Genomic DNA, 21672 nt, shown 5'->3' with positions numbered 1-21672 from the left:
CCAGCACAGCCCGGTCTTGCATGTGCTGTGTACATGCAGGCGCTGGAGTGCCCTCGTGTGCCTGTGCATTGCACTCCTGAGCCCTGTGGCCCACGGGCAGGCTGGGCTGGAGATTACCCGCTTCATCCCCGGAGACTACCTGGCAAACAACCTGCATGAGGTGGAGCTATATAATGGCACGGGGCGTACCATCCTGCTAGACCAGTATTATCTGGTAACGCGCGACTATACCCTGCGTTTCCCCTCCGGCACCCGGCTCTACCCGGGCACCACCTACCGCATGGCCAAGTATAAGCGGGGTAAGCCTAATATAGACCTGGAGCTGGGCCAGGCGCCAGACTTTCTGATTCGCTTTTACGAAAAGAAAGTGGAGGGAAACCTTGTAGCCCTCCTCAATGCCCGCTTGCAGCCCATATCGGCCTTTTATCACTGCCAGCGGCCCGATGCCCCCTTTCTGCCCGATAGTGGCCGCTTTATTCTGGGCAACCGGACGGTGATCCCCTACCGGCTGCCGGGCTATGCACACCCGGTGTGGGGCTACTTTCCACTGGGAGAAGATCCGGCAATCGGCTTTGAGCGCATACGCGGCGAGTGGCGGGTAATATCGGCCACCCAAGACCTGAACCTCTATCCCGTTACAGCGTTCATCGACTTTAAGGCCCGCTATCAGGACGAAGTGGTTACCCTGAAATGGAACACGGCCTTTGAAGACCAGCTGACGCGGATAGAAATACAGCGCAGCGCCAACCGCAGCACCTTCCGCACGATTGCCAAACTGGATGCACAAAAGGGCAAAACGCAGCAGGTAACGGGCTACACCTACCCAGACAGCCAGCTGCCCGGGCAGGACAGTATATGGTACTACCGGCTACAGGCACAGGATAGAGATGGAAGACTGATAGAAAGCAAAGTGGTACAGGTAGTAACCCGAGAAGTGCCCGTACCCTTCTGGCTAGAGGTGTATCCGGCCCGTACCCAGCTGCCCAAGGAGGTAGGCATCCGGTTTAGCAGCGCTTATAGCCAGGAGGTGAATATTGCACTCCTCTCAGCGGAGGGCCAGCTGATTCACCTGCTGTTTCAGGGCCCCGTTTTTGCCACCGTGCAGAACCTGCTGGAGCTTACCACAGACATAGCCGAGGGCACCTATTGGATTGTGGCCAGCACGGAAGAGGGCCGATTCTATAAGAAACTCAGGGTAACGGCCCCCCAGCCCTGAGAGACTTTTAAACTTGGGCCGAATCTGTTATCTTTGCCCCGCCCGTCGCCCGGGGGGCTTTTGTTTCCATAACCACAGAGAGTTGCCAGAGTGGTCGATCGGGCTCGCCTGGAAAGCGAGTATTCAGTTCACGCTGAATCGAGGGTTCGAATCCCTCACTCTCTGCAGCGCCTGCCCACCCCCGGCACCAATCCGTGCCAGCGTTGCCGCTACAGCCGGGGGGCGTGGCCTGATCTTCCGGTTGTCTCTTCCGGTTGTCAGGGGGCGCACATGCCGCAGACCAGAACACCCAATAGCCTACCGCCCGATTTATGAGGGCCAAAGGCAGGTGACGTCCCCCCCCCAGAAAATAAGTCCGATTTAAATTAGATGTATAGTTAGTTGTCTTTTCTTACTTGCTCCCTTTTCAGTATCATCTCGCCCACCTCTATATCGGCCGGGCTGGTGATCTTTAGGTTGTCGTAGTCGCCCGCGCACAGGTGCACGGGGGTACCATGGGCTTCCAGTACGCTGGCATCGTCGGTATAGGGCTGGGTGGGGGCGGTGTTACGCTGTGCATAGGCCTTCCGGATCAAGTCTAGCCGAAAGGTCTGCGGGGTCTGTACCGCATAGTACAGGCTGCGGTCTACGGCCTGGCTACCGCCCGGGGTACGCAGGCGCAGGCTACTCTTTACCGGTACGGCGCACACCCCGCTGCCGTGCTGCTGTGCACTGGCATAGCTGTCGGCCAGCAGGCGGTGGTTCAGGAAGGGCCGCACCCCATCCTGGATGGCCACCAGGCAGTGGGCCGTGTCATCCCCCCGGTCGTTCAGTCTATCGGCCAGGGCGTGCAGTCCATTCTCTACACTCTCGGTACGGGTGGCTCCTCCCCTGCTTAGCTGGATGCGTGCGCCCTCCCCTGGCAGATAGGTGTCCAGCAGGTGCGCTGTGTGGCTGTGCCAGTCGGGGTGCATTACCAGCTGGATGGCATCCAGCCCAGGGGCATAGCTGCACAGTGTGCGTAGTGTATGCACCAGGATGGGTACGCCCCCTAGTAGGGCAAACTGCTTGGGCCGATCCAGGCCCATACGGCTGCCTACGCCCCCGGCAACTACCAGGGCCGCCAGCACAGGGAGCCTAGCCACGGCCAAGCGGGCTAGGGCAGGTGGCGCAAACGGGGGGTAGACCCAGGCTATAGAATAAGCATGGCATCGCCATAGCAGTAGAAGCGGTATTTCTCCTTCACGGCCTCTTGGTAGGCATGTAGCATGAACTCATAGCCCATAAAGGCCGCCGCCATCATCACCACCGTGCTTTTAGGCGGGTTCAGGTTGGTAAGGAAGCAGTTGGAGATCGAAAAATCATAGGGTGGAAAGATAAACTTGTCTGTCCAGCCCTTGCTGGGGTTTAGCAGCTTGGCTGCGCTCACACTGCTCTCTATGGCACGCATGGTAGTAGCCCCTACGGCACATACCTTCTTCTTTTTCTGCTTGGCGGCATTCACCAGGCGGGCTATTTCGTCGCCTATGATGTAGGTTTCGCTGTCCATTTTGTGCTTGCTCAGGTCTTCCACTTCCACCTCGCGAAAGCTGCCCAGGCCCGTGTGCAGGGTTACGAAGCCATGCTCCACCCCCTGTAGCTCCAGGCGCTTCAGCACCTCGCGCGAGAAGTGGAACCCACTCTCGGGTGCCGCTACCGACCCCTTGTGCCGGGCAAACACCGTTTGGTAGCGCTCGCGGTCTTCTGGCTCTACCGGCCGCTTAATGTAGTCGGGCAGGGGGGTTTCGCCCAGCTTGTCCACCACTTTGTAGAAATCCTCCTCCGTACCGTCGAAGAGGAAGCGAATGGTGCGCCCCCGGCTGGTGGTGTTGTCCACCACCTCGGCCACCAGGTCATTGTCGCCAAAGAAGAGCTTGTTGCCCACCCGTATTTTCCGGGCAGGGTCTACCACCACATCCCACAGGCGGCTGTCGGCATTCAGTTCCCGCAGCAGGAATACCTCGATCTTGGCACCGGTTTTCTCCTTGCTGCCATACAGACGGGCCGGAAATACCTTGCTGTCATTCATAATCAGCACATCCCCATCGCCAAAGTATTCCAGAATATCTTTGAACTGCCGGTGCTCTATGGTTTGCGATTCGCGGTGCACCACCATCATGCGAGACGCGTCACGGGGTTCGGCGGGATATTGGGCTACCAGTTTTTCTGGTACGGAGAAGTCAAATTCTGAAAGCTTCATGCGGTATTCCGATAGGGAAAATAAAAGTGGTGCTGCGCGTATGCAAAAAAGCGTGCTAATTTGGAAGCTTTCAGCCGGAAACGCAAATGAAGTTCATCGAGGCCTTGCGCTTTGCCCTGCGCAGCATACGGGGCTACCGGCTGCGTGCCCTACTCACCATCCTGGGTATCAGCTTTGGCATTTTCACCATCACCTTTGTTTTCACCCTGGTGAACACAATGAAGGAGGGCCTGAGTGCCAACCTGAACAGCCTTGGTAACACGGTTATTTTTGTACACCACTGGCCCTGGAAGGACAATAGCGAAGACTGGTACCAGTACGTGAACCGCGACAAGATGCGCTACACGCACTATGTAAGGCTGCGCAATAGCCTCGGCGGCCTGGCCGATGCCCTGTACTTTCAGGCAGACCTGAACGGTGTGGAGCTGAGCCAGCAGGGCCGTACAGCCACGGGTGTGAAGCTTAGGGGGGTAACGCAGGACTACCTGTACCTATCGGGCAGCAGGCTGGCCAGTGGCCGAGACTTTTCGCCCTACGAGGCACAGAGCGGGCGAAAGGTATGCATCCTGGGCCAGCAGGTGGCCCGCAGCCTTTTTGGCAGCCAGCCAGCCCTGGGCCGCACGCTGCGTTTTCGTGGTCAGCAGTTGCGCGTCATCGGTGTGCTGGAGCAGGCGGGCCTTAGCCTCTTTGGCAGTAGTGCAGACGAGGACCTGATCATCCCCTATGCCCTGATGGCCCAGCTTTATCAGATTGAGCAGCGCGCCATCGATAAAGTAATTGCCGTAAAGGCCCGCCGCTATGAGGAGCTGCAAGCACTGGAAAACCAGGTGATGGGCCAGATGCGCATTGCCCGCGGACTGCGGCCCGACCAGGAGAACGACTTTGCCATCAACAAGCAGGAGAGCCTGGTGCAGAGTGTGAACCAGATTTTTGAGGTGCTCAATACCGGCGGCGTGTTTATTAGCCTGCTCTCGCTGCTCGTAGGGGGCTTTGGTATAGCCAACATCATGTTTGTAAGCGTGAAGGAGCGCACCCGCGAGATTGGCATCCAGAAGGCACTGGGTAGCACACGGGGCTTTATCCTGCTGCAGTTCCTGCTAGAGAGTGTAAGCCTGTGCCTGCTGGGTGGCCTGCTGGGTATCCTGCTCCTGTTTGTGCTGGCGGGGGTAGCCCAGCTCATTGTTAGCAGGCTGGCCCTGGGCCTCAGTGTGGCGATAGCCCCCTGGGATCTGGCCCTGGGCCTGCTGCTCAGTGTGCTCATTGGCCTGATAAGTGGCCTGATACCCAGCTACCTGGCGGCACGTATGGACCCTGTAGAGGCCATGCGGCACTAGGCTCCATTTCCTCCGGTATTATTGTGCGCAAGCGATGCGAATAGACTCGAATTGCCGATATTCGCGCCAGGTTTATCCGCCCATTCTTTTTTTCCTGTAGCCATGCGTAGCAGTATCATCGACTCTATTACCCGCAAAGTAAAATCTGCCGGCCAGACCCTGGGCCTGGCCGAAGAGACCCGCATCTCCAAGTTGTTTGGCAAGAATGTGTTCGACCGGCCTGCCATGAAGGAGTACCTGAGCCAGGAGGCCTACCAGAGTGTAGTAAATGCCATCGAAAAAGGCACCAATGTGAGCCATGAGGTGGCAGAGCAGGTAGCCCTGGGCCTAAAGAACTGGGCCATGGACCGAGGGGCAACCCACTATACACACTGGTTTCAGCCACTCACCGGCCAGGTAGCCGAGAAGCATGACAGCTTCCTTACCTCGGGCAATAATACCCAGGCCATTGAGCGCTTTAGTGTAGAGAGCCTGATCCAGCAAGAGCCCGATGCCAGCAGCTTTACCAGCGGGGGCCTGCGCAATACCTTTGAGGCACGCGGCTACACCGCCTGGGACCCCTCTAGCCCCGCATTCCTCATGGAGACGGGCAAGAGCCGTACCCTCTGCATCCCGTCTATTTTCATCAGCTACACCGGCGAGGCGCTCGACTTCAAAACCCCGCTGCTAAAGAGCCTGGACCGTGTGGACAAGGCAGCCACGGCCGTAGCTCAGTACTTCGACCCCCGGGTGCAGCGCGTAACGGCCACCCTGGGCTGGGAGCAAGAGTATTTTATCATAGACGAAAAGTTCTACAACAACCGGCCAGACCTGGTGATGACTGGCCGCACCCTCTTTGGCCTGCCTGCAGCCCGCGGCCAGCAGCTAGAGGACCACTACTTTGGCAGCATCCCCGAGCGGGTGCTGGACTTTATGGTAGACTTTGAAACTGAGTGCTACAAACTGGGCATCCCCGTAAAAACCCGCCACAACGAGGTGGCACCCAGCCAGTTTGAGTGTGCCCCCCACTTTGAAGACGTGAATACGGCCGTAGACCACAACCAGCTGCTGATGGATGTGCTAGACCGCGTAGCCCGCCGAAACGGCCTGCGGGCACTGCTGCACGAAAAACCCTTTGCCGGCATAAATGGCAGTGGAAAGCACAACAACTGGAGCCTGGCCACCGATACAGGCGTAAACCTGCTAAGTCCGGGCAAAGACCCCATGGGCAACCTGCAGTTCCTCACCTTCTTCATCAATACCATACACGCCGTATACCAGCATGCCGATCTGCTGCTGGCCAGCATCACCAGTGCGGGCAATGAGTACAGACTAGGTGCCAACGAGGCTCCACCGGCCATCATTAGTGTATTCACCGGCCAGCAGATCCAGGAGGTGCTGGAGGCCTTTATGGCACAGGGGCTGGAGGCAGATAGCAGCAAGGCAAACAAGAGCAAGATGCCCATGGATATGCCTGCCGTACCCAGCCTGGAGCGAGATAATACCGACCGAAACCGAACCTCCCCCTTCCCCTTCACGGGCAACAAGTTTGAGTTTCGCGCCTGCGGCAGCAGTGCCAATACCAGCGAGCCCATGATTGTGCTCAATACCATTGTGGCCCACCAGCTGCAGCAGTTCCGTGTGGCGGTAGACCAGCGCATAGCCCAGGGCGAGGCGAAGGAAGCTGCCCTGATAGCCGAGCTACGCCGCACCTACGAGGCCAGCAAGGCGATTATTTTCAACGGAGACAACTACAGCGAAGAATGGCTACAGATAGCCCAAAGCCGGGGCCTGAAAACCATACGAAACGCCGCAGAAGCCCAGGAGGCCTACATCAGCCCAAAGAGCGTAGCGGTATTTGGTGCCACCAAGGTGCTGGCCGAAAGCGAGCTGCACGCGCGGGCCGAGATCAAACTGGACCACTATATCAAAAAAGTGGAGATAGAGAGCCTGCTGGCCGAGGAGCTGGCCAATACGCACATAGTGGCCAGTGCCCAGCGCTATCAGAAACAGCTGGCCGATACCTACCGCGGACTGAAGGAAATGGGCCTGAGTACGGAGGCCGATGAACTGAAGGAACAGGCACGCGAGATAAGCAGCCACATCTCTGCCATACGCAAGCTGATAGCCGAAATGCGTGCAGTACGTGCACAGGCGAATGCCGAGCCGGATACCTTCAAACAGGCGCATACCTTTGCTGAACAAGTAAAGCCCCTATACGACCGTATACGCCAGCATGCCGACCAGCTGGAGAACCTGGTGGACGACAGCCTGTGGCAGCTGCCCAAGTATCGCGAGATCCTCTTTATCCGCTAAGCCCCCCTGCCGGCAATGGGCACGGCTGCCCCGTCCCCCCGCCCTGCACGATGTAGGCCAGTGGCCTGGTGCACCCGTTCAGCGGGTGTGTACAGCACGGCTTGCCGGAGGTAGCGCGGGCGCCCACACCCCAGCAGGTGCCTAGTACGTAAATCGATATTCCGCTACGTTCAGGTTGTACTCCTCTTGGGTAACAACGAGTAGAAAGGAGCCCCGCCCGAGTCGCCGCAGGTTCAGGTCGTAGGCATACGTACCTGCCGATCCGCTGGGCAGGTGGTCTGTATACACCTGTTGGCCTATCTTGTCGTATAGCCGTATCAGCAGCCGCTTGTTCTTGTCAATCAGATACCCCAGGTGGAAAACGCCGGTCTCGCGGTCCAGTTCGGCTGTATGGAACTGAATGTGCGCATAGAAATCGACCTTCTCTGTAGCCAGAATATCCTGCAGCCCACTGAGCGACTGAAAAACCAGGCGATAATAGGGCAGCCGGTGGTTGCCCACGTGGCTAAAATGATAGTACTGCTTGGACTGGGCGGGGCCCTTTGCCTCCACCCTGCCTATGGTTTCCCACAGATAGCCATTTTCACTCTGCTGGATGTAAAAATGACCCTGGAGCTTCTCTTCCGTAGTCATCCAGCTGCACACCACCTGGTCATCCACCACCTCTGCCACAAATGAACCCAGATCCACACTGGGTACACCGCCAGCGTACGCACAGCGCAGCAGTGTGAGCAGGACGATCAGGTGGTGCATGGCGAGTATTGTATTCGAGGCTGCCCCGGTGCATCGCTACGAAGCGATAACCGGTTCCGACAAGAGGCTTGTATAGTTTGGGGCCAGTGCATCCAGGATCCGTCCATCCCGGTACATAGGTAGTACAGCCTGCGTATCGCGCTGCAGGCAGTATTTCACATCATTTTGCAGGTTGAGGTGTACCAGGCGGTTGTAGTGGCTGCTGCGCTCAAAAAATCTGCGCTTCTGCAGGTTGGCACTCCAGTAGAAGGTGCGGGCCACCTGGGCGGCATCGTCCATCGCATCAAACTGGCCCCCGATGGTGCGGGCTATGGCACCTGCAAAGATGGTGTCCTCCATATTCAGGCGCTGCTTCCAGCCACTGCATAGCAGCAGTACATGCTGCTCTACTGATAGCAGATACTCATTCAGCACACTCATGTTGCTAAAGGCACCGATGATGATCTGCTGTGCACCCAGGCGGTGGGCCTGGTGCAGGGCCTGGGTGCCGTTTGTTGTGGTCATGGCTATATGCTTCCCGGCAATGTCGTCGCGCATGTAGCTGAATGGGCTATTACCAAAATCAAAGCCAGGTATCATCTCACCATTCCGCTCGGCAGCACCCAGGTAGCCGCGCTCCTTCCATGCGGCGCATTCGTCTACCGTCTCTACCGGTACTATGCTGGCCACCTTGTGCCCAAAGGCCACACACATGCTGGTAGTGGCACGTAGTATGTCTATCACCACCACCACATACTCCTCTACCCGGAATGTGGGAAGCAGCGCGGGTGTCAGGCATACATGTAGTCTTCGTTTCTCCAATGGCAGCTTGGTTATTACACAAAGATACAACTACTTCCTCATCTCGTGTGGCAGTCTCTTGTAATGTCCTACAGGCTTCGTTTAAACAAACAAAAAGGGGGATGACCTATGGTCATCCCCCTTTTCTGCCGCACCGCCTGCCCTAGCGGAGCAGCGTTAGCGTGGATGTTTTATCGAAGGATTTTCCAAACTGGTCTACTCCCTTGAAGTGAACGAAGTACACGCCCTCTGGCGCATCGCCTCCGCCATCAAAGGTGCCATCCCAAGCCTTAAATCCATTCAGGCCAGTGGAGAATACCATCTGTCCGTTTCGGCTGAAGATCTCGAGTGTAAAGGACTGGAACCGGGTGGGATCTACCTGGAACACATCGTTTACGCCATCCTTGTTGGGCGAGAAGAAGGTGGGCAGGCCAATGGGCGTAACATCCGGGCGCACCTCAAAGAGCAGGGTGTCTGAGCTTTCACAGCCCTGGTTGTCCATCACCAGGATGGCGGTGTAGGTGCGCGGTCCCTCGGGGCCGGTGTAGGGGGGCAGTACGCAGTTGGCCAGGAAATCGCACTCCTCGCATACCACATTCCCCAGCGGATGCTGGATCACCCATCGGCAGTTGATGTTGGGGTTACCTATGTTGGTAGTACCGGTATAGAAGGGGCCGTTTACCTGCACAAAGTCATTCACCTTGAGAAACACCGTGCTGGCCTGTCCATTCTCATCGCGCAGCTCAAATACGGGATCCGGAAGATTCAATACCGTAAAGCTGATTGTACCGTCGGCGGAGCGGACAGGCGAGCTGGAGCGCACACGCAGGTTGTACACGCCGCCACGGATACCGGCTGTCCGCAGGTTTAGGGTAGCAGGGCTGGTTACATTAGCCAGGGTAGCCACGGTGGTACCCAAGTTGTTAATCACCTCTACGGAGAACTGGTTTCCGGGGTCGTAGGTGCCCTGTGCGGTGAAGCTGATGCGGACTAGCTCGTCTGTGCAGTAGGTCGCCTTGTCTGCCACCGGTGCACCCAGGCCCAGCACGCGCACCAGCACGGTTTGGCCTATCACATCGGTCTCGCATCGGTCTGGGCTACCCAGGTCTCGCATGCTCAGGCTGTAGATGAAGTTGGTTCCGTCTACACTGGTGGTGTAGCTGAAGGGTGGGAGGGTGATAGTGCCCCCCGGAGAGGGAATTCTGGGGAATTCATTCAGGCTGTTACTCAGGGTATCGGCCCCCCCGGTGGGGCGGAAGTATACCTCGAAGGGGCCTGTGCCTGTAGTGGGCGCCGTTACGGTAGCGGTGGTGATGCTCTCACCGCTCTGCACCTCTGTGGGTACGCTGGCCTGCGGGTTGGGCAGGGGCTCAAAGTCTATCAGCGGGGCATTGGCCAGCAGGTCTGTACACAGGCCAGCGTTGTACCGCACGCGGTAGCGTCGCGCTTCGCCTATGTCATTCACCGTGAGGCTGGTTAGGGTAGCGCTACTCGGCACTGTGGTGTAGGTGCTGCCTCCATCCAGGCTCAGCTCCCATCTATCTACCACCACGCCAGTCGAAGGGCTAAACGTAACCGCAAAATTGGTGGTGTTGTCGGCCTGGCAGTACGTAATAGGTGCCGTGCCACCGTTGCTGGTGAGGGTTGGCGTGGGCCCAGCCAGCACCGTATAGGTGCCGTTGGCGGCATTGTTCAGCGGGGCACAGCCGTTGTCCACATTCAGGCGCACCTCATAGGTGCCTGCATTTACGAAGGCAATGGACAGCAGGCCACTGTTTGTGGATCCCTGTACGGTGGCTACGCCTGCCGTTACGGCATCCTCCACATCGGTAAAGCCGCCCAGGCCGGGGCCATTCACCTCCCAGTCGTAGGTGAAGCCTGTGCTGGGTGTGGCAATGATGTTGAAGATCTGGTTGCTACAGGGGTTGGCGGGGCCCGATAGCGTAAAGGGGCCGGTGGGTGCACCACTGCTGATATCCACGCTATAGGTGCGGACGGTTTCGGTGCAGCTGTTTACGGCACGCAGGCGCAGCGATGCCGGGCCGGGGGTAGCCGCCCAGGTTACGTTTACGCTATTGGTGTTATTGGGGCCCGTGATGGTGCCGTTTGTGGCAGTCCACTCCCAGGTTACGATGCTGGGGTCGGCAGGCACGGCATAGGTGTCCGAGGTGTTGATACACACCGCCACATCGCCCGTCTGCAGGTCGGGTATCACCGGCCCACCGGTAACAGCCACTGCCAGGTCATTCACCCGGTCTCCGCAGCTGTTGCTCTCGGTTACGCGCAGGGTGCGGTTGGAGGTAGTTATCCAGCGGATCCGCAGGCTGTTGGTGCCCTGGCCGCTTACGATCTCCCAGTCGGTACCCTCCACACCGGTAGTCACACCCCAGGTGTAGGAGGAGGTGCTGCCCGCCGGGATGCTGTAGGTTTGGGCCAGGCTGCCCACACATACACTCGTGGGCCCACTAACGGCCTTGGCAGCGGGGCGGAGTGCCACCGTTATGTTGCTGCCATTGTCATTGTTGGTCTGGGCGCCGCCCTGTGGTGCACTACCCACCACCCGGATGCGGTAGCCCGTGCCTGCACCCAGGCCAGCAGGGATGGTAACGGTGGCATTCAGCCCAGTAAGGTTGGTGCCCACCTGGTTGTTCAGGCTGCCTATCTGGGTAGGGGAGCCAAAGGAACCGCTGGCGTTAGACAGCTGCACCAGGAAGTTGTTTCCGGCAGCCCAGGTACCGGCGGCATTGAAGGGCACCGTAAAGGTTTGGCCGGGGCAGAGGGTGGTGGGCACCGGGCACACAAAGGTAGCGGGGCCTGCCGCACCACCGGTTACGCTGCGGATAAGCAGCTCGTCTATGGAAAAAGCCGGGCCACAGGCCGATGTCGTGTTCCATTCAAACTCTACCCGGAATATCTGTCCGTCTAGTGCCGCTGCAGCTATATTTCTTGCAGTCCAGGTAGCGGCTGTTGCCAGATTTACCGTTGCACCTATCTGGGTGCCCGTTTGGTTTAGGTAGCGAACCCTTGCATTTGTGGCATCGCAGGCCAAGTATTGAAAATCAATCTGAATATTGGTCAACCCCGTGGCATCTAGTAGGGGCGTGCGTGCCCGTATGTTCTGCCCGGGTGTGGTAGTGAAGTGAAGTGCGTTCTGGCCAGAACCCGTGAAGCAAAATCCAGCACCGGCTGTCAGACCGGGTGCCGTTACATGCAGGTAGTTGCTTTGCGGTGCACCCGTAATGGCCATTGGCTGGTTCGGAGTCGTATTTGTGCCAAGTGCAAAGCACAGTGCTATACCACCAGCCCCAATGGACGTTGGCCCATAATCGCTGTTCACTTGCCAGGCATGTGTGCCAGAAAACTGACCAGTATTGAATGCTACATCCGTAAACTGCCATCCCCCGCCAGTCAAGAGGGCATTCGTATTATTTGTCTGGAAATTCTCGTTCAGCAGGGTTACGTTGCTTGGAGTAGTAATCAGCTCGCACTGGCAGTCCCGCACGTCTATGTAGTTGTTTTTGGTTTCGGTGGCGTTGCCCTCGGCGTTGGTTACCGTCAGGCTTACGGTTTTGGCACCCACGGTGCTAAACTCTACTTCGGGCTCCGGGCTATTGGCATTGGTCCCGTTTACATACACAGCATCGGGTATGTTCCAGCTATAGGTGCCTAGTGCAGGGAAAGAGGTAGTGAGGTTTTTGAACTTGATGCGTGTACTGCTGCCGTTAACGGGGGAGGGCGAGGTGGAACAGACTACCTGAGATATCTGTGCGGTGGTAAAGTCTACATCTGGCGGGCAGTTGGCTACCGTTACCGTATAGCTAACCGGGCTAAGCACCTGGCCAGTGGCCGTGGTGCCGCGCAGTACCACATTGTAGGTACCATTGGCCGTAAAGCGGAGCCGCAGGTTGCCAAAGTTGTCCACCAGGTTGGTATTCGCCTGCCCCGCTACCACCGTGAAGTTTCCGGTGGGCGATACGTCCCAGCGGTAGGTAATGCCCCGAACCAGAGTATTGGTGGTGTTAGAGAAGGTTTGGGTCTGGTTTTTACAGGGGGAAACAATGTCTTGTGCCGATGCCAGCACCGGGTCAGCCCCTTCCTCTATGCGCAGGTTGTCTACGTTGAATCCACCGGCCTGGGGCGAAAAGTTGCGTGCGTCAATGGAGCCTAGTAGTCCCCTGTTCCGCCACCGGAACCCAATAATCACGTTGCTACTGTTGTACAAGGCCGCAGGCAGGCCCAGGCTGATGCGCCGCCAGCCCGAAGCACAGTTGGGGCCTTGTTGGACCCAAATTTGCTCCAGGTCTTCTGCGATTACCACCCAGGTGGTCCCACCGTCTCTCGATCCTACAACAGATTGGCTTGTAAGGGGTTGTTCTCCCAGTAGATCCAGATCCGCATAGATAAAGGCATCGAAACTGAGGATCAGGTTCTTGGCCCCTACGGTGCTGATGGCACTGGTCGGATTCAGGTAGGCAATCTGGTCGGAAGATGCGGAGTTGTCCACGGTTTCGCTGCCGCTGGAGGCCGACAGGGGCCAGTAGGCATCTCCCCCGTCTACTGGCTCTTGCAGCAGGTCGCTAAAAGGCCGGTTCACTATGCCGGGGTCCGTGGCTGGGTGAGTTATGTGCAGGCTATTGTTGGTGCCTGCCCCGCCACAGTTAGCCCCACGCAGCTGGCCCTGGCTGGTGCGGGTAGCTGGGTCTGAGGCATTCCGGTTGTTGATGATCCAGTAGTTTGGATACACGCCATTGGTAAGCACACCTGCCGCAGTGTTGTACACCAGCCCGCTGATGCCCCCCGGAGTGGGGTTGGTTTTGGAACCAGGCGCATCCTGGGTTATCCAGCGTGCTGTCGCACCTGCATCGTTAAAGTTCTCGGTCCACGGTATCTGGGCCGATGCGGAACGAGCCCCAAGGCAAAAGAGGACCGCCACGAATAGCAGGGAGCAAGCTACTTGGTGAATTCTCATAATGGATTTTAGAAAAAAACGCTTGAAATTAAGTCAAAACAAGAAGAAAAACACTTTTTTGCCTGATCTTGATAAAACAACGTAAATATAGGCCTTTGGATTTCTAAATCCACCGCGATAGGGCTGGACGGTACAAAATGCCGTTTGAGTTGTATGTTGTGCCGTCTGTATCGGTGCCGTAGGGCATCGTGCAGGTGTCCTCATTTTTCGTTTGGTTCGGTTTCCCGTGGTGCCTCCAGTTCGGGTTTCATAAACCGGAATGCAGGTTCGTCGGGCACCGGCAGGGGGTCTTCCGTCTGTGCTTCCAGCTGCGCTTCCAGGTCATCCAGCCCCTCGTTCAGTATTTCTTCTTCGTACTTGCGTAGCTGGTCATCGGGCAGGGTGTCCAGCGCCTGGGGGTTCAGGCTCAGCTGCACGGGTGGCTGGTGCCTGCGCAGGATGTTTTGGCGTTCCGCCTCGGGCAGGAAGATTTCGAACTCTACCCGCCGGTTTCGTGCCTTGTGGGCAGGGCTATCATTGGGGAATACGGGGCGCGTGTCTCCATAGCCCTGGGCCGCTATCTTCAGGTCGGGCATGCCTGTTTGCTCTATCAGGTAGGTTTTTATGTTCTGGGCCCGCTCTCGGCTCAGTTTCAGGTTGTAGCCAGGTTTCCCGTCGCTGTCGGTGTGGCCCCGTATCTCCAGCCTACTGCCCGGGTGCCGCTTCAGAAATTCCACCAGGGGGGCCAGCTTCTCCTTCACCACGGGGTTGATGCCCGCATCGTCTGCCGCAAAGGTAAGCTGGCCGAATACAACGGGCTTCAGGTGGAGAATGCTTTGCTCCAGGATGGCGAAGACACTGTCTTGGCTCAGGCCGCTTTGGTCTTCTATCCGGAAGGCATTCTCGCCCAGGATGAGCAGCTGGTACTGCCGGTTGTTCACCAGGTTGAACTCGAAGTAGCCGGTGCTATTAATATGTACGGGGGCTATTTCTACCCCCTTATCCAGGTCTATGGCCACCACAATGCCGTTTATGGGCTTTTGGGTAAGGCTGTCTATCAGGTAGCCTTTCAGCTTGTATACGGCATCGGGCCTGGCCTCCATGGGCATGGGGAAGGAGTAGATGTCGAAATCGCGGGCGTTTTGCTCGCTCGAACGGGCGTAGAACAGGTTTTCTCCCTTCCGGTCGATGGAGAAATAGTACTCATCCTGCGGGCCGTTCACCAGGGGGCCCAGGTTTCGGGGCTGCTCCCACTGGCGGTTTGCCTGGCGGGTTTTGTATATGTCGAAGCCGCCATTGCCATGCAGGTGCCCGGTGCTGCTAAAGTACAGGGTCTCATTGATGGGGTGCAAAAAGGGCGTTACCTCATCCTCGATGGTGTTTACCACGGGGCCCAGGTTTTCGGCAGGTTGAAAGCTGCCGTCTTTGTTTCGGCGGCACATCCAGATGTCCGTACGGCCAAAGCCGCCCCCCCGGTTGCTCACAAAGTATAGTATGCGTCCGTCGGGGCTCAGGCAGGGGTGGCTGTCCCAGTCGGGGCTGTTTACGTTAGGCCCCAGGTTTACGGCCTGCGTCCAGGTGCCATTCTTCCAGCTGCTTATGTACAGGTCGCACAGGCCCAGGCCATCGGGTGCATTGCAGCGGCTGAAGATGAGCTGGATGCCCTCCTGGTTCAGGCAGGCCGACCCCTCATTGTAGGCCGAATTTATGTTGTCGGAGAATCGCTCGCTCGGGGTCCACTTGCCCGTAACGGGGTCGGGCAGGCTGTAGTACAGGTCCTCGGCCGGCTGTGCGTCTGGCCCGGCTACCAGGTCCAGCTCGCTACGGCGGCTGGTGTAGATCAGCACATCGCCGTAGGGGTGCATGTAGGGGGCATAGTCCGGCTTGTTCACGGCGTTGATGGTGCTATCCAGGCGCAGCAATACCTTCCGGGGCGGAATCAGGGTGTCTATCTTTCGGCGTGCCTCCACCACCCGGTAGTAGTAGTCCAGGTCTACCCACTCGCTGTGGGCGGGGGCGTACAGGGCCTCGTAGTACTTGCGTACCTGTGGGTAGTGCTGGCTGTGGTTGTTTAGGGCTATGCTGTATAGCAGCATGGCGGTAGTGGTGTCTTGCTGCAGCTCGTGCAGCTGGCCCAGCTGCCATATCAGGTCCAGGTCGTACTGCTGGCCAAAGTTTTGTATCCCAAACTTCAGCACATAGTCCAGCATTTCTTGCTGTAGTTCCGGGTAGTTGGTGGCTGCTTCCTGGGTCAGGTCCTGTATTCGGTTTCGGCTGTCTTTGTCCGTGTAATAGGGGATTTTGTTGATGTTTTCAAAGTCCAGATAGGGTTCAGCGCTACTGCCAGCCCCCTGCTCAGTATTGCTGTAGCGCAGGTATACCGATCGGCTGTGCATCAGCTTCAGCTCCTGCGCCTGTAGCCCGGGGGCCACAGGCATCAGGCTAGCCAGCAGGCCTGCAAGGCGTAGCAAGACTTGACCAGACTTCATCCCAGCCTAAAAGTAGACAAAAATGCGCGGATACCGAAACCCCCAGGTGCTGGCACCAGCCGGGTTCTGCAGCGGGCTACTCGTTTATCAGCCCGAAGGCACCCCGCACCAGGTACTGTGCACCTGCGGGCAGGGTGTTGGCGTTCTTTATCTCTATGGCCTCCTCGTCGGCCAGGCCAGTCTCTACTTCCACCCGCTTCAGCAGGGTTCCGGTGCTATCTGGCTGGCCCGCTGCCATCAGCACATACTTCCTGCTGCCTAGCGCCACTACTGCATCTGCGGGCAGGGCGGGCCTGGAGGTAGATACCGTAGAGATAGCGGCCTCTACATACATGCCTGGGCTGAAGCGTGCTGCCGCTGCATCTGCCAGGTGCCCGTGCACGCGTATGGTACGGGTCTTCGGGTCTATGGCCTTATTCACCAGGTGCACGGTGGCCCTGTAGGTAGTGCCTGGGTCCTGCTGAATGCTGAACTGGATGGCCTGCCCCTCCTGTATCTTGGGCAGGTCTTTCTCGAATACATTGAGTTCCAGGTGCAGGTGCTCGGTGTTCACCATCTGTATGCCGGCGGCGGCGGCGTTCAGGAAGTCGCCCCGGTTTACGTCTATCCGGGTAATGTATCCGCTGATGGGCGCCCGCATGTAGATTACGCTCTGCAATTTTTCTGCGCTAAGTCCGGAGGGGTCTATGTTCATGAGGCTAAGTTTTTTGGCCAGCGAGGCCACCTGTACCCGGGTTACGGCGTAGTCTGATTCTGCCTTCAGATACGTTTTTTCGGAGGTTACTTTGTCCTTTACCAGCTCCTTTTGTCGCTCATAGTCCGATTTCAGATACGTTAGCCTGCCCTGCGCCTCCAGGTAGTCCTGCTGGATCTGCACAAACTCCGGACTCTCTAGCGAGAGCAGCACCTCGCCATGCCGCACATACTGGCCCTCCAGTTTGGGTATATCTCGCACCGTGCCGCCAAAGTAGGAGCTAATGGTTACGCGCCGGTCTGGCGGCACATCCAGTACGCCATTTGCTCGCACCACTTGCCGGAAGTCATGCGGTTCTATCTTACCCAGGGCCATGCCCGAGGATGCAAACTGCCGGGCCGTAAGCTTTACCGTAGCCGGTACGGCAGCAGCCTTACTCTTTGCATCGGAGCTGGCAGAGTCTGTGCCCGAGCTGCATGCGGCTAGCAGCAGCCCGCACAGGAGTAGGGTTGCAGGTTTTATGGGAAGCATTTTCATGGTAAAAAGTCAATCAAATAGTTGGCATCCAGCACAGCCCGGTTGTATTGATACAGGGACGTGAGGTAGGAGAACTCCAGTTCGGCAGCACGCTCTTGCAGCTGCACGAATTCCAGGTAGTCTATCTCGCCGGCCCGGAAGGCAGCTCCTGCGTGCAGGCGCGTTTGGTGCACCAGGGCTTTGCCGGTGTTTTTGTAGAAATCCAGCTGCTGCTCGTGCCGGGTGCGCTCGGCCAGCAGGGCTTCATAGCGGGCCAGCAGCTGCCGGCGGTAGTCTTCGTTCTGCAGCTGCAGGACAGTCTGCTCCGTACGGGTCGAGGCGATTCGGGCCTTCTGGGCACCAAACCACAGGGGCACCGCCAGGCCTACCTGAAAGCCGGAGTAGCCCTGCCTGCCGGTTCCATTGTTGGTGCCGTAGAAGGCGGTTAGGTTTAGGTCGGGCAGTAGCCGCTGGCGCGCCAGCTTCCACTGCGCCTGGCTTGCCAGGATGGCATCCTGGTAGTAGGCCAGCACCGGATGCGTCAGGCTATCTATGGGTGTGGGTAGCAGGCGCACCAGGGCGGTGTCTTGCACCCGGTAGGCGGTGTCTGCCTGCATCCACTGCTGCAGGCGGCTGTAGGCACCTTGTACATTCTGCCGGATCTGCAGCAGCTGCACGTGCACCTGGTCGGCCTTGGTTTGGGCCGTTAGCTGCTCCAGGTAGTTGGTTTCTCCTGCTGCCTGCCTGCGGTCGGCCCCCTGTCGAAAGCTTTGGTAGATGCTGTCTAGCAGGCGGTACTGCCGCTGCATCTGCTCCCAGTACACTACCTCATAGTAGGCCCAGGTCACCTCCTTCTGCAGGCGCTGCCGGTCTATGGCATAGCGGTCTTGCGCCAGGGTGGCCTGTGCCCGCAGCGCCCGCTGCTGGGCACCGTACACGGTGGGGAACTGTAGGGCCTGGTTGATGCCCCACACATTTAGTGGCAGGTTGTTTGGGGCTATGTTGTTCTCGTCTCGGCCGTAGTAGATCTCGGTCTTTCCGATGTCTATGCCGGTGCCTACTAGCTGCTGGCCCAGATTTGCCCGCTGGGCCGATGCGCCCAGGCCGGCATTGCGCTGCAGGGCGATCTCTATGGCCTGCTCTACCGAGATGGCCCGATGCGCGGCTACAGGTGCAGCCGTTTGCTGGGCACGTGCCGTGCCTGTGGGCAGCACCAGGCCCAGGCCCAGTAGCAGGGCAGCTAGCACGGGTAGACTATGCGGGGCTAGCAGTTTTTTCTTTTTTGCGCGTTGGTCGAAAACAGCATAGAGCACCGGCAGCACAATGAGGGTAAGCAGGGTGGCCGATACCAGGCCACCTACTACCACAGTGGCCAGTGGGCGCTGCACCTCGGCCCCGGCCGAGGTAGAGATGGCCATGGGCAGGAAGCCCATGGCGGCAGCACTGGCAGTAAGCAGCACGGGCCGCAGCCGGTTTCGTGTACCCAGCAGGATGCGCCGGTGGATATTATGCACCCCATGTGCCTTTAGCTCGCGGAATTCCTCGATTAGCACAATGCCATTCAGCACCGCAATGCCAAACAGGGCAATGAAGCCTACCCCGGCCGAGATGCTAAAGGGCATATCCCGCAGGTAGAGCAGCAGCACCCCACCTACGGCAGACATGGGGATGGCGCTGTAGATAATCAGTGCCTCGCGCAGGGAGCCAAACGCAAAGTGAAGCAGAATGAAGATGAGAACCAGGGCAATGGGTACGGCTATCGCGAGCCGGCCCCGCGCCGTGCGCAGGTTCTCAAACTGCCCCCCATAGTCTATGCTATAGCCCCGGGGGAGCACCACCTGCCGCGCTATGGCCTGCTGCACATCGGCCACCACCGATTCCAGGTCGCGGTTTCGCACGTTTACCCCGATCACGATTCTTCTCTTTGTGTTGTCGCGCGATATTTTGGCGGGGCCGGTGCTATAGCGCACGGTGGCCAGCTCACTTAGCGGCAGCTGCCCGCCATCTGGCAGCTGCACGCTTGCCATCTCTATATCCTCTATCCCATGGCGGTGCTCGGGGTCGAAGCGTAGCACAAGGTCAAACTGCTTTTCGCCCTCGAACAGGGTGCCCGCCGTGGCACCGGCAAAGCCCGAGGTAACCAGCAGGTTCAGGTCTTCCACATTCAGGCCGTACTTGGCTATCTTCTGCCGGTCGTACTGCACAGATATCTGGGGCAGCCCTGCCACCTTTTCCACGGTTATGTCTGCGGCACCCTCTATGCCCTGTATGGCTTGCTCTACCTCCAGGGCCTTTTTGTACAGCAGGTCCAGGTCCTCGCCGAATATCTTGATGGCCAGGTCGGCCCGCACACCTGTTATCAGCTCGTTGAAGCGCATTTCGATCGGCTGCGTAAACTCAAAGTCCACACCCGGAATTTCCGCCAGGGCTGCCTTGAAGGTATCCGCCAGGGCATCCTTGCTGGTGGCCGAGGTCCATTCCGACTGAGGCAGCAGCTTGATAATCACATCACTCTCTTCCATCGACATGGGGTCCGTGGGCACCTCGGCAGCGCCTATGCGGCTCACTACCTGCTTTACCTCGGGAAAGCGTTTCAGGATTTTCTCTATTCGTGTAGTCATGTGGGTTGTGTTTGTGAGGGTGGTGCCGGTTTTTAGCACCGGCTGGATCACAAAATCGCCCTCATCCAGTGTGGGCACAAACTCGCCACCCATGCGGGTGAAGAGGAAAAACACCCCCAGCAGCAGGCCTATTGCTGCCCCCAGCACCAGGGCTTTTCGGCGTAGCGCCCATAGGATGGAGGGCCGGTACAGGCGGTCGAGAAAGCGGATCAGCCGTTTCGATGGGTTATCCCGTTCGGATGCGGCAGGGCGGATGAAGAGCGAGGCCATGACCGGCACGTAGGTAAAGCACAGAAGCATAGCCCCTAGCAGAGCAAAACAGAAGACCAGGGCCATGGGGCGAAACATCTTCCCCTCTACCCCCACCAGCGAGAGGATGGGGATAAACACCAGTATGATGATAACCTGGCCAAACACGGCAGAGTGCATCATTTTGGTAGCTCCGCTATGGGTAATCTCGTCTATGCGTGCCTGCTGCTGTGCGCGTGGCAGGCCCAGCAGGCTGGCACGCTGTGCGCTGATCCGGAAGGCTATGTATTCGATGATGATGACCGCACCGTCTATGATAATGCCAAAATCTATGGCTCCGAGGCTCATCAGGTTGGCATCTACGCCAAAAATGTACATGAGCGAGAGCGCAAACAGCAGGCAGAGCGGAATAACGGAAGCCACCACCAGGCCCGACCGTATGTTTCCCAGCAGCAGGATAACCACAAAGATGACGATGAGGCAGCCCAGTATCAGGTTTTCCAAGATGGTGAAGCTGGTTTTTCCGATCAGCTCGCTGCGCTCCAGAAAGGGGTTGATGGACACACCGGGGGGCAGCGAGGTAGAGATCTGCGCCACGCGTGCCTTCACGGCTTCTATCACCGCTTTCGAGTTGGCATCCTTCAGCATCATTACTTGGCCCAGCACGTACTCGCCCTTGCCATTGCCGGTAACAGCTCCAAAGCGGGTGGCATGTCCAAAGCCCACGGTGGCTACATCGCGCACCAGCACCGGTGTGCCGGCCCGGGTTTCTATTACAATACGCGCTATATCATCGGTGGTGCGTAGCAGGCCCTCGCCTCGGATAAAGTAGGTCTGGTCGGTCTTCTCTATGTACCCGCCGCCAGCAATGCTATTGTTGCGGCTGAGGGCCGAAAATACCTGTGTGAGCGAAATATCGAGGCTTCGCAGCTTCTCGGGGTTTACGGCCACCTCATACTGCTTCAGGTGCCCCCCCCAGGTGTTCACCTCCACCACGCCGGGTATACCAGCTAGTTGCCGCTTTATGGTCCAGTCTTGGATGGTGCGTAGGTCGCTCAGCGTATAGTCTCTGCGGTGTGCGCTGTCTACCTCTATCACATACTGGTAGATTTCGCCCAGCCCGGTGGTAATAGGCCCCATGAAGGGTTTGCCAAAGCCGGACGGGATCTTTTCCTCGGCGGCCTTTATCTTCTCTGCTATCAGCTGCCGGGGCAGGTAGGTGCCTATCCGGTCTTCGAACACGACGGTTACGACAGAGAGTCCGAATTTAGAGATAGACCGGATTTCTTTCACACCCGGCAGGTTGGCCATCTCCAGCTCCACCGGGTAGGTCAGAAACTTCTCTACGTCTTCGGTAGCCAGGTTGCGCGAGGTGGTGATGATCTGTACCTGATTGTTGGTAACATCGGGCACCGCCCCTATGGGTATCTCGCTGAGTGCATACAGGCCAAAGCCCACAATGCCCAGTGAGAAGAGCACTACGATCAGCTTGTTCCGGATGCTGTATTGGATAATTTGGTCTAGCATGAGCGGGTTTCCTGAATTAGGTGTACCAAAAG

At 58.0% G+C, this 21672-nt stretch carries 11 protein-coding genes and 1 tRNA gene; 4 read left to right on the top strand and 8 right to left on the bottom strand.

Going from position 1 to position 21672, the window contains the following annotated elements; all coding sequences use genetic code 11:
* Positions 1–55: 55 nt before the first annotated feature.
* Together LW884_01115 and LW884_01110 are read left to right on the top strand one after the other, a co-directional pair.
* Positions 56–1216: a lamin tail domain-containing protein gene (locus LW884_01115; protein ID MCE3006935.1), complete on the top strand. Its 1161-nt coding sequence runs from the start codon at positions 56–58 to the stop codon at positions 1214–1216.
* Between the two features lie 76 nt (positions 1217–1292).
* Positions 1293–1381 (top strand) — tRNA-Ser (locus tag LW884_01110).
* Positions 1382–1593: 212 nt separating this feature from the next.
* Here the strand turns inward: LW884_01110 and LW884_01105 are convergent.
* Entirely contained in the window at positions 1594–2340 is a 747-nt protein-coding gene (locus LW884_01105; protein MCE3006934.1) for a 2-C-methyl-D-erythritol 4-phosphate cytidylyltransferase, read from the bottom strand.
* A 47-nt stretch (positions 2341–2387) separates the two neighbouring features.
* On the bottom strand, positions 2388–3434 hold the full coding sequence (gene queA, locus LW884_01100; GenBank protein ID MCE3006933.1) for a tRNA preQ1(34) S-adenosylmethionine ribosyltransferase-isomerase QueA: 1047 nt from the start codon (positions 3432–3434) through the stop codon (positions 2388–2390).
* A gap of 86 nt (positions 3435–3520) precedes the next feature.
* Between queA and LW884_01095 the strand changes: the two genes are divergently transcribed.
* Complete coding sequence (locus LW884_01095) at positions 3521–4768, top strand: ABC transporter permease (GenBank protein ID MCE3006932.1); 1248 nt, start codon at positions 3521–3523, stop codon at positions 4766–4768.
* Between the two features lie 102 nt (positions 4769–4870).
* Positions 4871–7063, top strand: coding sequence for a glutamine synthetase III (locus tag LW884_01090; GenBank protein ID MCE3006931.1), 2193 nt, complete (start codon positions 4871–4873; stop codon positions 7061–7063).
* Positions 7064–7204: 141 nt separating this feature from the next.
* Here the strand turns inward: LW884_01090 and LW884_01085 are convergent, their stop codons facing one another.
* From LW884_01085 to LW884_01060, 6 genes are all read right to left on the bottom strand, one after another.
* Entirely contained in the window at positions 7205–7816 is a 612-nt protein-coding gene (locus tag LW884_01085; protein ID MCE3006930.1) for a hypothetical protein, read from the bottom strand.
* Between the two features lie 36 nt (positions 7817–7852).
* Positions 7853–8617: a 2-phosphosulfolactate phosphatase gene (locus LW884_01080; protein MCE3006929.1), complete on the bottom strand. Its 765-nt coding sequence runs from the start codon at positions 8615–8617 to the stop codon at positions 7853–7855.
* A gap of 142 nt (positions 8618–8759) precedes the next feature.
* Positions 8760–13565: a gliding motility-associated C-terminal domain-containing protein gene (locus LW884_01075; GenBank protein ID MCE3006928.1), complete on the bottom strand. Its 4806-nt coding sequence runs from the start codon at positions 13563–13565 to the stop codon at positions 8760–8762.
* Between the two features lie 200 nt (positions 13566–13765).
* Positions 13766–16033 carry an OmpA family protein gene (locus LW884_01070; GenBank protein MCE3006927.1) on the bottom strand — a complete coding sequence of 756 codons (2268 nt, stop codon included), beginning with the start codon at positions 16031–16033 and terminating at the stop codon, positions 13766–13768.
* Between the two features lie 76 nt (positions 16034–16109).
* Positions 16110–17264 carry an efflux RND transporter periplasmic adaptor subunit gene (locus tag LW884_01065; protein ID MCE3006926.1) on the bottom strand — a complete coding sequence of 385 codons (1155 nt, stop codon included), beginning with the start codon at positions 17262–17264 and terminating at the stop codon, positions 16110–16112.
* Positions 17261–21640, bottom strand: a complete 4380-nt coding sequence (locus LW884_01060; protein MCE3006925.1) for a CusA/CzcA family heavy metal efflux RND transporter — start codon at positions 21638–21640, stop codon at positions 17261–17263. The genes LW884_01065 and LW884_01060 overlap by 4 nt, the downstream gene beginning before the upstream one ends.
* Positions 21641–21672 lie beyond the last annotated feature (32 nt).

This window comes from Bacteroidota bacterium, assembly GCA_021300195.1.
Lineage (GTDB): Bacteria > Bacteroidota > Bacteroidia > J057 > JAJTIE01 > JAJTIE01.
This window is presented reverse-complemented; position numbering and strand designations above follow the sequence as displayed.

Excerpts from the sequence above, each read along its gene's own strand:
- queA (MCE3006933.1), bottom strand. The coding sequence starts at position 3,434 with ATGAAGCTTTCAGAATTTGACTTCTCCGTACCAGAAAAACTGGTAGCC.
- LW884_01095 (MCE3006932.1), top strand. The coding sequence starts at position 3,521 with ATGAAGTTCATCGAGGCCTTGCGCTTTGCCCTGCGCAGCATACGGGGC.
- LW884_01090 (MCE3006931.1), top strand. The coding sequence starts at position 4,871 with ATGCGTAGCAGTATCATCGACTCTATTACCCGCAAAGTAAAATCTGCC.
- LW884_01085 (MCE3006930.1), bottom strand. The coding sequence starts at position 7,816 with ATGCACCACCTGATCGTCCTGCTCACACTGCTGCGCTGTGCGTACGCT.
- LW884_01075 (MCE3006928.1), bottom strand. The coding sequence starts at position 13,565 with ATGAGAATTCACCAAGTAGCTTGCTCCCTGCTATTCGTGGCGGTCCTC.
- LW884_01070 (MCE3006927.1), bottom strand. The coding sequence starts at position 16,033 with ATGAAGTCTGGTCAAGTCTTGCTACGCCTTGCAGGCCTGCTGGCTAGC.
- LW884_01065 (MCE3006926.1), bottom strand. The coding sequence starts at position 17,264 with ATGAAAATGCTTCCCATAAAACCTGCAACCCTACTCCTGTGCGGGCTG.
- LW884_01060 (MCE3006925.1), bottom strand. The coding sequence starts at position 21,640 with ATGCTAGACCAAATTATCCAATACAGCATCCGGAACAAGCTGATCGTA.